The organism is Quadrisphaera granulorum (genome assembly GCF_003149145.1).
Classification (GTDB): domain Bacteria; phylum Actinomycetota; class Actinomycetes; order Actinomycetales; family Quadrisphaeraceae; genus Quadrisphaera; species Quadrisphaera granulorum.
The window spans coordinates 486925-498880 of record NZ_QGDQ01000001.1 but is presented as its reverse complement, the minus strand read 5'-3'; the positions used below and the strand labels follow the sequence as shown (position 1 = coordinate 498880).

Genomic DNA, 11956 nt, shown 5'->3' with positions numbered 1-11956 from the left:
GGAGAGTTCCAGCGTGCCCACCTGGGCCATCGCGCCCGAGGTCGGCACTCTCGACCAGCGAGGTCGGACCTTCTCGCTCGTCGTCATCGGTGACCCGGGGTCGCGGCACCTGCCCGCGGCCCGGGCCATCGCGGAGGCCTGGACGGCGCAGCTCGCCGCCCGGCCCGCGGGTGCCGTGGTCCACCGCGAGCTCCCGGCCGAGGCCGCCGTCGCCGTCCTCACTGCCGACCTTCACCGGGCCCTCGTCGGGCACCGGATCCTCCTCACCGGAACCGCACGCGACTGCCTCGCCGTGCGTGCCGCGGTGCTGGCAGCGGGCGCCGAAGACGACGAGGTGGTGATCGGCGTCGTCGATGCCACCGAGCGCACCGTCTGGTGCGTCCACTGCGCCGCCACCACCGTGACGACGGCCGCCCTGGAGGGCGAGACCTCGTGCAGCGGCTGCTCGCGCCGCCTCGTGGTGCACCCCCACGTCTCACGCCGCACCGGCCACCACCTCGGGTACATGGCCGATGCGGAGGAGCAGCCCTGGTCGTGGCCGGAACCACGGGCATGAGCGGCAGCGTCCGCGAGCGCCTGCGGCTCGTCGTCGTCGCCCTCGATGACTCCGTGCCCGGCATCCGCTCGCTGGTGCTGGCCGATGCCGGCGGCGCTCCCCTGCCGCCGTTCACGCCGGGCAGCCATGTCGTGCTCGAGGTGCCGGCGGGTCCGCCGGGGTCTGCTCGCCCCCGGCCGACGGCCAACGCCTACTCGCTCACCGGCGAGAACGCCCATCCGCTCGACTACCGGATCTCGGTGCTGCGGGCTCGTGAGGGCGGCGGGTCGGCCTGGGTGCACGACCTGGCCGTCGGAGACCGCGTGACGGCACTCGGGCCGCGCAGCGGCTTCGCTCCGGTCCAGCGGGCGGCCAAGCACCTGCTGCTGGGCGCCGGGATCGGTGTCACGCCGCTGGTCTCCCACTTGCGCTCGGCGGTGCGCTGGGGTCGTGACGCGGAGCTGGTGCACCTGCACCGCAGCGGCGCGGGGGCGCACGCCGCCGACCTGGCCGAGCTGGCCGCACGCGGAGCACGGGTCACCACGGTCACCGACCGCGAATCCTTCACCGCTCTCCTGGACGACCTGCTGCGCACCCAGCCGTTCGGCACCCACCTGTACTGCTGCGGTCCGGCGGGTTTCATGGAGCTGGTCACCGCGGCTGCAGCGCGCAGCGGATGGCCGGCGAGCCGCGTGCACACCGAGTCGTTCGGCGTCGAGGCCCTCGACCCGGGCGCACCGTTCCAGGTGGCGGTGGCCGGCCGCACCGTGGAGGTGCCGGCGGGCACCAGCCTGCTGGAAGCCCTGGAGGACGCCGGGCTCGCGGTCCCGAACCTGTGTCGCCAGGGCGTGTGCGGTGAGTGCCGGGTGTCGGTCACGGTTCCCGAGGGCGGGCGCCTCGTGCACCGCGACCTCTATCTCGACGACGACGAGAAGCGCGCCGGCCGCTGCGCCATGGCCTGCGTCTCCCGTGCCCTGCCCACCTCGGGCGCTGCGGCCGACCTGGAGGTCCACCTGTGACCGCACTGAGCCTGCCCACGAGCACCGCCGCCGACCTGCTCGAAGGCTTCCCCTTCCCGTTCTCCCACGATTCCTACCGGTACTCCACCAACGTCGAGCCCGCCCGCTCCCCCGTGGCCACGCCGGTCGGGCAGTGGGGCGCGTCCGTCGTCACCGTCGACTCCGAGTACCACCGCGAGCTCGCCGAGCGGGCCGTGCTGCTCGAGCGTGACCCCTCCCGTTACGGCGTGCTGCCGCACATGGAGGTCGCCTGCTGGGACGCGATGCTGGTCCTGCTGCGGGAGCTGGCCTCCGCCCGCCCCGACGCCTTCCACCTCGACGTGGTGGACGCCGAGGGTCCGACCTACCGCTGGCGCAACGACCTTCTCGGCATCGAGCAGACCTTCGTCGTCGGCCGCCGCGAGACCCTGCCTGCGGAGCCGCTGGCGTGGGCCTGCCAGCAGGTCCAGGAGGACGTCGTCCTGCTCGACCAGCGCAGCGGAGAGCTGTACGGAGACGCGGGAGTCGTCACGTTCGCCGCCGACTGGTCGTTCGGGTTCGACCTCGGCATGACGTTCCTGGAGATCCACGGCCCGGTCCCCCGGGTCCACGCCGAGGGCGTCATCCCGCGAGCACGCGAGTTCATCCTGCGGCTGCAGCCGGGCCAGGTCTACCGGCGCACCAACTGGACGCTGACGGTGGGACGCCGGCTCGACGTGGCCACGGAGACCTACCCCGAGTGGGGCCCCGACCGGGCGATGGTGCTGCACGTCGACGACGACGCGTTCGGCCACCTCGTGCACCTGCGGGTCGAGGTGCAGCACCTGCTCCGGCTGCCCGAGTCGGGCGCGGTGATGTTCCTCATCCGCACCCACCTGCTGCCGCTGGCCGACATCGCCCGCGTCCCTGCGTGGCGCGAGCGCACCGCCGCGGTGCTCACCGAGCTTCCCCAGGACATGGCCGACTACAAGGGCATCGCCGCGTACCGGTCACGCGCGGCCGCCTGGCTGCGCGACTGCACCTCCACCACCACACCTGCCCCCGCTTCACCCTCCGCTCTAGCCCCCGAGGAGAGCCGATGACGCCCTGAGCGGCCATGACCACAGGCCGCGGGCGTCGGTGAAGGCCGGCGCCCGCGGCTTGTCCTGGTCGTGCCGCGATCGGCGAGCGGGAGGCGAGCGAGACTGTCGGGGTGCCGAAGGCTCAGGACGACGACGCCGGCCAACCTCGGCTCTCGCGCCGAGGCGTACTCGTCGTCACGTTCATGGCGGCAGCGACGCTGCTGGCCGCGCTCGCCGTTCCCTTCGTCGGTTCCGGAATCGACTCGGGGACCGGCGTCGATGAGGCGCGGGGACCGTACGGGGTGCCGGGCTGTCTACCGCGCGCCGACGAGGGACGGGTCGACGTGACCGTCACCGCGCGGGCGCTGACCGCCCAGGGATCCACCGCCGCCAGCCTCGGTGGTGACGGGCCGACGGTGGGCGCGAGCGTGCGCGACCTCGCGGGCTACGCCGCGCAGGACCTCTCCGCCTGCAAGGTGGTCCAGGTGACCGTGCACCTGCACGACACCGCCGCCGATGCCTGGGTGCCCGGCTCCCTGGAGCAGGCACCCTCTCCCGTCGAGATCGACGACGTCGACGGCGGCCGGCTGGTCGCCGTCGACTTCGAGACCTGGCGAGCGTCGCTGCCGGCGCAGACCCGCGAGGGCTACCTGCAGCACCAGGCGAGCTGGCTGGTCACCCTCGTCCACCCGGTGCCCGGGACCTACCGGCTGACGGGACGCGTCACCGCCGACGACGCCGCCGCGTCAACCGGCGACGTCGAGGTGCTCGTCACGCTGACCGCCTCCCGGTCCTGACAGTCCTCGGTGGCCCCACCCCCGCCACGATCATGCGAGTCCGCGTCAGCGCCTGGCGCGGACGGCGTCAGCTCCGCTCGAGGCGCCGTGTCTCCACCACGACGAGTGCCAGCACCATGAGCAGCAGCGCGACGCTGCCCCACACCGCCCGCACACCCCACGCGTCGGTGGTGACTGCCCCCGCGAGGGCACCCGCTACGAACGCCGCCAGCACCGCGCTGATGTCACGGGCCTGCCGTGCGGCGAGCGCCCGGTCTCCGCGACGCCGCAGCACGGCGTAGGTCTGCTCCACAAAGCTGCGCAGGTTGCCGGAGGCGAAGGTGGTCGCGTACGTCATGCCGCGCACCGACCTGAAGACGTTGAGCTGCATCGCGGCGGCGAAAGCCACACCGGCGGACGCGGCCGAGGTCACCGCCGTCCCCGGCGGGGCCGCGGGGACGAACCCGACCGCGAGCAGCACCGCCACCTGGAGCAGCAGGACGACGCGCACCGGCCGCCGCAGCACCCGTCGCCAGCCCGGTCCGCCGATCACCTCGGTGAGGAGCACCCCGGCCACGAACGCGACGAGGCTCGGCACGTGGCCCAGGGCACGGCCGAGGTCACCGTCCCCCGCGGCGACGGCCAGCAGGATGACGTTGCCGGTCTGCGCCGCCGCCAGCACCCCACCGCGCGCGACGTACGTGTACGCGTCGAGGTACCCGCCCGTCGCGGCCAGCAGCGACGCGACGGCGAGGGACTCCGGACGACTACGCAGCCCCACGCCAGCGTCAGCTCCTCTCGTACCAGGTGATGCGGTACCGCAGCCCGGTGCGCGACGTGGCCCAGCCGACCTCCGGTTCGCGGCGCACGGCGGTCCACGCGGTCGGGTCGAGGTGCGGCGCGAGCGCCCGCGGGGCGCGGCGGTCGCCGTCGTCGTCCTGCTCCTCCCCGGGGGGAGGAGCGTCGACGTCGAGGTCCACCTCGGTGACGACGACGACGTCGAGGGCGTTCTCGGCCAGCGCGCGGGCGTAGACCTGCGCCCCCCCGATCACCCATACCTCGCCGTCGGCACCCTCCCCCGGCTCCGCGGCCGCGGCGACGGCGACCCCCAGCGCGCTGGCGGTGACCGCGCCGGGCGCGGACCAGGACGGGTCGCGCGTGAGCACCACGCAGCGCCGGCCCGGCAGCGGACGCCACCGCGGGGGCAGGGAGTCCCACGTGGAGCGGCCCATCACCACGCCGTGACCTCGCGTGGTGCTGGCGAAGTGGGCCCTGTCCTCCGGGACGTCCCAGGGGATGGTGCCGTCGACGCCGATGACGCCGCGGCGGTCCTGCGCCCACACCGCGCCGACCCGGGTCGCGGCATCGGGCTCCGCGCGAGTCACGGCGCGACGCGGCCCGCTGCGTCGAAGGCCGCGGCCGTCAGCGGCATCAGCGGCCGCCAGAACGCCTCCATCTGCTCCGCGCACATCTCGATCTCACGCTGCGGGTGGGACGGGAAGGCCGCGTCGGCCCGGTGCGTGCGCAGGGAGAGGAAGTTCATGAGGGAGCGGGCGTTCAGCGTGACGTACATCGACGAGTACGTGGCCACCGGCAGCACGGCCCGGGCGACCTCACGGGCCACGCCCGCGTCGAGCATGCGCTGGTAGGAGGCGTACGCCTCGGTGTAGACGCGGCGCATCTCGGAGGTGACGAGCTCGTGCTGCTCGTCGGTTCCGGGCTCGAACGTGTAGTGACCGGCCTTGCCGATCTGCTGCAGGGCGCGCTCACGAGCCGGCACGTAGAACACCGGGCGGAGCTGGCGGTAGCGGCCGCTCTCCTCGTTGTAGCTGGCGATGCGGTGCCGCTGGAACTCGCGGAACACGAAGATCGGCGCCTGCACGAAGAACGTCAGCGAGTTGTGCTCGAACGGGCTGCCGTGCCGGTCCCGCATGAGGTATCGGATGAGCCCGGCGGAACGCTCCGCCTCGGACGCCACGTCGGACAGGCTCTGCTCGCCCTTGGTGGAGACCCGGGCGGCGAAGACGACGTCCTCGTCGCGGGCGCTGGCCTTCACCAGCTCCACGGTGACGTCACTGCGGAACTCGATCTCTGGCACGTCAGGCAGCTCAGGCACGTCGGACGACCCTACCGATGCTCCCGCAAGGCGATGACCCCGGCGAGGAGCAACGCGAGCGCGACGGCCCCGACCACCCACACGGCCAGCACGAGGGCTACCGCGCAGGCATCGGTGCTGCCAGCGACAGTGCCAGCACTGGTGACGACGGTGCTGCTCATGGCGTTCTCCTCGGTGTCCGGTGCTCCGGTGGTGCACCGGAGGCGATGAGGAGAGGCAACGCGAATCCGGGCTCGCGCCGCAGTGCACGGGTGCCCGGGTGGATCTGCTCCACTCCCGGAATGGCACAGGGCCACCCCGTGCCATTCCTCCTGGCGCGGGGTGGCCCTGTGCCATTCAGCAGCGACGGGCGTGCGAGTCAGCGCGCGGCTGCTGCGCTCGTGCCGAGCGCCCGCCGCGACGGGGACGGCGCCGACGCACCCGGGGCGCGCACGGGCTCGGGAGCCTGCACGGTCTCCGGGAAGAGCCGACCGATGATGTCCCTCACGGTCACCACGCCGCGCGCAGCGCCCCGTGAGCCATCGGGGGCGCCGTCGTCGTGCTGGTCGTGCACCAGCACGAGCTGGTTGCTCGTGCGGCGCATCGCCGCGAGCGCCGTCCCGAGGGGGGTGCCGGAGCTGAGCTGCAGCACGTCGCTGGCCTGCGCGTCGACGGGGGCGCCGTCGGGAAGCAGCAGGGTGTCGCGGACGTGGACGACGCGGCGGGGCACGCCGTCGTCGTCGTGCAGAAGTACCCGCAGGTGGCCGGAGGCGCGACTGGCCTCGCGGACCTCCCCCGCGGTGGCGTGCGCGGAGACCGCGGTGATGACGGGGCGCTCGGGCAGCATGTCGGCGAGGGTGAGCTGCTCGAGGTCGAGCGCCCCGGTGATGCGTGCGCGGTAGCTGGCGTCGAGGGCCCCGACGTTGGCGGAGTGCTCGACGAGCTGGCGCAGGTCGTCGGAGGTGGAGCCGTCCTGCTTCTCGTTGACGGGCTCCACGCCGATGCGGCGCAGCATGGCGTTGGCCATCTCGTTCATGAGCAGCAGCGCAGGGCGCGTGAGGATCATGAAGCCGCGCATCGGCAGCGCCAGCAACGTCGCAGACGTCTCGGGGTGGGCGATGGCCCACGACTTGGGCGCCATCTCCCCCACGACCAGGTGCAGGAACGTCACCACCACGAGGGCGAGCACGAAGGCGGCGACGTCGGCCACCCAGTACGGCATCCCGCTGCTCTCCAGCAGCGGCGTCAGCGCGTAGTGCACGGCGGGCTTGGTGATGGCGCCGAGCGCCAGGGTGCAGGCCGTGATGCCGAGCTGGCAGCCGGCGAGGACGACGGTGAGCTCGTGGGAGAGCCGCAACGCGGCCCGCGCGGAGCGGGAGCGGCCGGCGGAGTCCTCCAGCCGGTAGGGCTTGGCGGCGAGCATCGCGAACTCCACGGCCACGAAGAACGCGGAGACGGCGATGATGACGGCGGTCCAGGTGATGACCTCGAACCAGCTCATGCGCGCACCTCCTGCTCCTGAGCGCCGGACCGTTCGGTCGTCTCGTTGGTCGTGTCGTCGGTCGTCTCGTCGGTCGTCGCGTGAGCGGGGCCGCCGACCAGCTCGACGCGCACCCGGCTCGGCACGTGCCGCTCGAGCGCCAGCACCGCCAGGCGCAGCACCCACGGGGCGTCAGGCTCGTCGTCCAGAACGGAGCCCGGGTCGGGCGGGAGCTCGACCTCGACCGTGTCGCCCACGCCCGGCAGGGTGCCGTGGGCATGGATGACGAGACCGGCGAGCGTCTCGGCGTCGTGGTGGTGCGGGAAGTCATGGCCGACGAGCCGCTCGACCTCGTCGAGGGGCTCCTGACCTGACACCTCCCACACGTCGCCGATGGCGCGCAGGGGCCTGGCAGATGCGGAGGCCGGGTCGTCGTGTTCGTCGGTCAGTTCGCCGACGACCTCCTCGGCGATGTCCTCCAGGGACAGCACACCGGCCAGGCCGCCGTGCTCGTCGATGACGCAGGCGAGCTGCTCCCGGGAGTCGGCCAGGGACCGCAGCGCCACGGGCAGCGGTGTGCTCGTGGCCACGAGGTGCGGCGAGCGGGCGAGCTCAGCGGCGGTGCGCACTCCGGCGCCGGCGCTCAGCAGGTCGGTGAGGTGCACCACGCCCACCACCGCGTCGGAGTCGTCGACGACCGGGTAGCGGGAGTGCCCGGTGGCCATGAGCTCGCGCAGCTCGTCGAGGGTGGTCTCCGCGCGCACCACGTCGGTGCGGGGCCGCGGGATCATCGCGTGCTCGGCGTCGCGGTCGGGGAAGTCGAGGATCCTGTCGAGCAGCACCGACAGCTCCGCCGGCAGGTCACCGCTCTCGCGGGACGCGGTGACGATGTGGTCGAGGTCGCGCGCGGTGGCGGTGGAGTCGACGTCGTGCACCGGCTCGATGCGCAGCAGGCGCAGTAGGGCGTTGGACGAGGCGTCGAAGACCTTGATGATCCACCCGAACAGGGCGAGGTAGATCTTGGTGGACGCGGCCAGCGCCGTCGAGGTCTGCTCGGGCCGGGCAATGGCGTAGTTCTTGGGGAACAGCTCCCCCAGCAGCATCTGCACGAACGTGGCGAGCAGCAGACCCGCCACGGTGCCGATGGCCAGCCCCACGCCCGCAGGCACGCTGGCGACACCGAGCAGCTGCGAGACGGCCTGGCCGATGAGTGGCTCAGCGGTGTAGCCGACCAGGAGCCCGGTGACGGTGATGCCCAGCTGGGCGCCGGACAGCATGAACGAGGTGCGGCGGGTGATGTCGAGGGCACGCTGGGCGGCGGCGTCGCCCTTCTCGGCCCGGGACCGCAGACGCGCCCTGTCGACGGACATGTAGCCGAACTCCTGGGCCACGAAGTACGCGGTGCCCGCGGTGATGACCAGCACCACCACGACGCCGACGAGCAGGAGCAGGACCGCGGTCACCGCTCACCACCCGCCTCGACACGATTCCAGCGGAGACTTCGAGAACGGGGACTTCGAGGCTCCTGGGGAGCGCTCGGGGAACGATCGCGCGAGGCGGTCATGACCTTCCGGGTGACTCGGGCAGCGCCCGTACTGGCGCTGCGGGAGGCCACCATGGTGCCCCACGCGGCCGACAGCGCCACTCGGAGATCACCCGACGCCTCGGGCAGCCGGTCCTGCGGCGATCAGCTGGGGAGCACGCGCACGCCGTCGTCGTCGGCAACCAACCGCACCTGGGACAGGTCGACGACGACGGCGTCGGTCCGCGCCTCCTGCAGCTGCTCCACCCGGTGCGTGGTGGCGACAGCGATCGTGGCGCACCCCGCCGCGCGCCCGGCGGTGATGCCGGCGGGGGCGTCCTCCACCACGAGACAGCGGGATGGGTCGACCCCGAGGCGCTGCGCGGCGAGGAGGTAGGGGGCCGGGTCGGGCTTGCCGCGCTCGACGTCGCTGGCGGTCACCACCACCGACGGGACGGGCAGTCCGGTGGCGCCGATCCGGGCGTCGGCCAGCGGGCGGGTGCAGCTGGTCGCGATGGCGGCGCGGCCCACCGGTAGCGACAGCGCCTCGCGAGCACCGGGCAGGACGACGATGCCGTCGGTGTCGGCGACCTCGATGTCGTCGATGCGCCGCGTGGCCTCGGCCCAGCGGCTCTCGGGCAGCAGCATCGCCACGATCTGCGCTGACGGGATGCCGTGCTTGCCGGCCAGCAGGGCCGGGTCGACCCCTTCCTCGGAGGCCCAGCGCATCCACGACCTCACGACGGCGGGGCCGGAGTCGATGAGCGTGCCGTCCATGTCGAACAGCACCGCGTCGAAGGTGCGCCCGGCGAGGGTGTCGAGGCCGAGGGGCAGCCCCTCGGGTACGGGCAGGGGCTCGGTGTCCACGGCGGGCAGACTAGAGGGGATGAGCATCCCGGCAGACCGACGCCCGCGGCCGGAGCGGCCGAAGCGGTGGGAGCGTCCGGAGCGGCTGGTCGGTGTCGACGCGGCCCGCGGTGTGGCGCTGCTGGGGATGATGGGCACGCACCTCGTCGCGCGAGAGACCGCCGACGGGAGCATCAGCTGGGTCTACGAGGTGTTCAGCGGTCGCGCGTCGGCGCTGTTCGCGGTGCTGGCGGGGGTCGGCCTGGCCCTCGCGACCGGGCGGACCCAGCCGCCGCGAGGCCGGGAACTGACAGCGGCCCGCGCCGGGGTGCTGGCCCGGGCCGGTGTGGTGGCGGCGGTCGGCCTGTTGGTGGGCCTGGCGCCGGGCTACATCTACGTGATCCTCGTCTACTACGGGCTGCTGTTCGCCGTCGCGGCGCTGTTCGTCGGGCTGCGGTTCCGCACGCTCGCGCTGCTCGGGGGCACCTGGCTGGTGGTCGGCCCGGTGGTGGCGCGCGTCGTGCGCCCGCTGGTGGCCGGACCCGACGGGACCCCGACCTTCGACGTCCCCAACCCCTTCTCCCTGCTGAACCCGCTGGAGCTGCTGACGGGGCTGCTCGTCACCGGTGTGTACCCGGTGCTCACATGGACGGGGTACCTGCTCGTCGGCATGGCGGTGGGCCGGTTGCCGCTGCAGCGGGTGGCCGTGGCGGGCTGGCTGCTGGCTACCGGAGCGGTCATGGCTGTGGCCGCGCCGCTCATGTCCGCGGCAGCACTCGGGGCCGCGGGTGGCCGGGCGGTGCTGGAGGGTCAGGTTCCGCCGTCGTGGCAGGTCTACGACCTGCCGCTCGCGCTGGACACGTTCCTCCCCGGTGCCACGCCGACGACGACGTGGGCCTGGCTCCTCGTCGACACCCCCCACTCCGCGACGCCGTTCGACCTCGTGGGCACCACCGGCAGCGCGCTGGTGGTGCTGGGCGCAGCCCTGCTGGTGGGGCGGGTTGTGCCGTGGCTGCTTGCGCCGCTCGCAGGTGCGGGCGCGATGACGCTGACGCTGTACTCGCTGCACGTGGTGACCTCGCGCCCGACGGGCGACGTGCTCGGCGGGGAGGGTGCGTGGCTGTTCCACGCGGCGGCCGCCGTGGTGATCGGGCTCGCGGTGCGCGAGGCGGGTCGTCGCGGGCCGCTGGAGGCGATGGCTGCCAGGGCCACGCGCGCCGCGCGCACCCGCGTCCTCCACCCCCGTCCGTGATCATGGACAGTCGGCCACCCCACCCCCTCCCCCGGTGACGATCAAGGAACTCCGCGCCACAACGCTGCCTCACGCGCGCTGGGCTTTCGCCACGACAGCAGCGTGCAGGAGTGGCGCGCACACCCCCGCTCAGGCCGTGACGGGCGGCAGGTCAACGCTCACCACGGCGGTGCCCTCCGGGTCGAGCACCTGCACCTGCGCGGCCTCGGTCCGCAGGACGGCGGCGTTCATCGTGCAGTCCACAGCACCGCCAGTGCCGAGCACCGTCCCAGCCGCCACGGCCCGCCCGCTCTGATCGACCACGACCACGCTGTAGGTCCGCCCCTGCACCAGCCCGGTGAGGTCGAGCACGGTCTCGGTGCCCCAGGTGTGCGCCACCACCGACGCGGTCGCCCCCACGCCGTCGCTGGTACGGGTCGAGACCTGCTCCACGGCCCCCAGCGTTCCCGGAGGCCCGACGACGACGGCGGGCTGCGCGCGCTCGTCCAGCGCTCCGCGCACGAGCGCCCCACCCACCCCGCCGACAGCGAGGAGCACGCAGGCCGCCAGCGCCAGGGCGGCGGGCCGGCGGGCCGGGCGGCGCTGACGCGGCAGCTGCGAGAGCGGCGCGGCGCTCGTCGTCGTCCCGGTCGACCGCTCCCCCAGCGCGGGCGAGGCGTCTTCGCGCCACGCCGCCGCGGGGTCGCGCAGGGGCTCCAGCTCGGCGAGCACGCCGCGCAGGTCGGCCAGCTCGGCCGCCGCGGCCGGGTCGCGGGCGAGCAGTGCGTCCAGGCGGGAACGCTCGTCGTCGTCGAGGTGGCCGGTCGCCGCAGCGGCGAGCAGGGCCCGGTCAGCGTCGTCCACCGTCGTCCACCTCCCCATCGACCGTGCTCAGCTCGGTCCGCAGCGCCTTGAGCGCGTAGAACATCCTCGTGCGCAGCGTGGCCACGGCCACGCCCGTCTCCTGTGATACGTCCGCGTAGTCGCGTCCGTTCAGGTGCACCTGCACCACCACCTGCCGATGCTCCGGGCTCAGGGCCGCGAGCGCCTGCGCGAGACGCATCCGCTCCACCACCGCGGCGGGAGCGTCACGCGGGTCGGCTTGCTCCGGCGTCGAACCGTCGGCCACCACGGGCGCCCGCCGAGTGCGAGCGCGGGCGGCGTCGACCACCACGTTGCGTGCGATGGCGAACAGCCAGGTGCGCACCGAGCCCCGGTCGGGGTCGTGACGGTCAGCGGACCGCCACGCGCGCAGGAAGACCTCCTGCACGCAGTCCTCCGCGAGCGTCCGGTCCCGCAGTGCGCTGGCGGCGAAGGCGACGAGGGAGGCGCTGTGCTCGGCGTACGCGGCGCGCACGTCGAAGGCGCTGCGGCCCACCCGTTCCTCCGCTCCTCGGCGTGCGGCCCTGCAC

Annotated in this window: 14 protein-coding genes; 5 read left to right on the top strand and 9 right to left on the bottom strand. The window is 73.7% G+C overall.

The window, feature by feature from the left end:
• The first annotated feature begins 13 nt into the window (after positions 1–13).
• The 4 genes from BXY45_RS02315 (at position 14) to BXY45_RS02300 (ending at position 3391) form a co-directional block, all read left to right on the top strand.
• Positions 14–556 carry a dimethylamine monooxygenase subunit DmmA family protein gene (locus BXY45_RS02315; RefSeq protein WP_109772626.1) on the top strand — a complete coding sequence of 181 codons (543 nt, stop codon included), beginning with the start codon at positions 14–16 and terminating at the stop codon, positions 554–556.
• Positions 535–1554, top strand: coding sequence for a PDR/VanB family oxidoreductase (locus BXY45_RS02310; protein WP_218566872.1), 1020 nt, complete (start codon positions 535–537; stop codon positions 1552–1554). Before BXY45_RS02315 ends, BXY45_RS02310 begins: the two co-directional genes overlap by 22 nt.
• A gap of 5 nt (positions 1555–1559) precedes the next feature.
• Entirely contained in the window at positions 1560–2615 is a 1056-nt protein-coding gene (locus BXY45_RS02305) for a heme-dependent oxidative N-demethylase family protein (RefSeq protein ID WP_425468298.1), read from the top strand.
• A gap of 110 nt (positions 2616–2725) precedes the next feature.
• Positions 2726–3391, top strand: coding sequence for a hypothetical protein (locus BXY45_RS02300; protein ID WP_109772625.1), 666 nt, complete (start codon positions 2726–2728; stop codon positions 3389–3391).
• 67 nt (positions 3392–3458) lie between these two features.
• On the opposite strand, the gene BXY45_RS02295 is transcribed toward BXY45_RS02300, so the two are convergent.
• The 7 genes from BXY45_RS02295 to BXY45_RS02270 all read right to left on the bottom strand — a co-directional run bounded on the left by BXY45_RS02295 (position 3459) and on the right by BXY45_RS02270 (position 9334).
• Positions 3459–4151, bottom strand: a complete 693-nt coding sequence (locus tag BXY45_RS02295; RefSeq protein ID WP_109772624.1) for a YoaK family protein — start codon at positions 4149–4151, stop codon at positions 3459–3461.
• Between the two features lie 7 nt (positions 4152–4158).
• Positions 4159–4755, bottom strand: a complete 597-nt coding sequence (locus BXY45_RS02290) for a dihydrofolate reductase (RefSeq protein WP_109772623.1) — start codon at positions 4753–4755, stop codon at positions 4159–4161.
• On the bottom strand, positions 4752–5486 hold the full coding sequence (gene thyX, locus BXY45_RS02285) for an FAD-dependent thymidylate synthase (protein ID WP_170131270.1): 735 nt from the start codon (positions 5484–5486) through the stop codon (positions 4752–4754). The genes BXY45_RS02290 and thyX overlap by 4 nt, the downstream gene beginning before the upstream one ends.
• Positions 5487–5497: 11 nt before the next feature.
• Complete coding sequence (locus tag BXY45_RS23080; protein WP_170131269.1) at positions 5498–5647, bottom strand: hypothetical protein; 150 nt, start codon at positions 5645–5647, stop codon at positions 5498–5500.
• A gap of 197 nt (positions 5648–5844) precedes the next feature.
• Positions 5845–6966, bottom strand: coding sequence for a hemolysin family protein (locus BXY45_RS02280; RefSeq protein ID WP_109772621.1), 1122 nt, complete (start codon positions 6964–6966; stop codon positions 5845–5847).
• Positions 6963–8408 (bottom strand): hemolysin family protein, encoded by a 1446-nt coding sequence (locus tag BXY45_RS02275; protein WP_109772620.1) that lies wholly within the window; start codon positions 8406–8408, stop codon positions 6963–6965. Before BXY45_RS02275 ends, BXY45_RS02280 begins: the two co-directional genes overlap by 4 nt.
• Before the next feature lie 224 nt (positions 8409–8632).
• On the bottom strand, positions 8633–9334 hold the full coding sequence (locus BXY45_RS02270) for an HAD-IA family hydrolase (RefSeq protein WP_245961607.1): 702 nt from the start codon (positions 9332–9334) through the stop codon (positions 8633–8635).
• Between the two features lie 19 nt (positions 9335–9353).
• Here BXY45_RS02270 and BXY45_RS02265 point away from each other — a divergent pair, with 19 nt between their 5' ends.
• Entirely contained in the window at positions 9354–10565 is a 1212-nt protein-coding gene (locus BXY45_RS02265) for a heparan-alpha-glucosaminide N-acetyltransferase domain-containing protein (RefSeq protein ID WP_170131268.1), read from the top strand.
• Between the two features lie 129 nt (positions 10566–10694).
• Here BXY45_RS02265 and BXY45_RS02260 read toward each other — a convergent pair whose 3' ends face one another.
• Together BXY45_RS02260 and BXY45_RS02255 are read right to left on the bottom strand one after the other, a co-directional pair.
• Positions 10695–11408, bottom strand: coding sequence for an anti-sigma factor (locus BXY45_RS02260; protein WP_109772618.1), 714 nt, complete (start codon positions 11406–11408; stop codon positions 10695–10697).
• Positions 11395–11922: an RNA polymerase sigma factor gene (locus BXY45_RS02255; protein ID WP_211319149.1), complete on the bottom strand. Its 528-nt coding sequence runs from the start codon at positions 11920–11922 to the stop codon at positions 11395–11397. The genes BXY45_RS02260 and BXY45_RS02255 overlap by 14 nt, the downstream gene beginning before the upstream one ends.
• Positions 11923–11956 lie beyond the last annotated feature (34 nt).

Excerpts from the sequence above, each read along its gene's own strand:
- BXY45_RS23080 (WP_170131269.1), bottom strand. The coding sequence starts at position 5,647 with ATGAGCAGCACCGTCGTCACCAGTGCTGGCACTGTCGCTGGCAGCACC.
- BXY45_RS02280 (WP_109772621.1), bottom strand. The coding sequence starts at position 6,966 with ATGAGCTGGTTCGAGGTCATCACCTGGACCGCCGTCATCATCGCCGTC.
- BXY45_RS02265 (WP_170131268.1), top strand. The coding sequence starts at position 9,354 with ATGAGCATCCCGGCAGACCGACGCCCGCGGCCGGAGCGGCCGAAGCGG.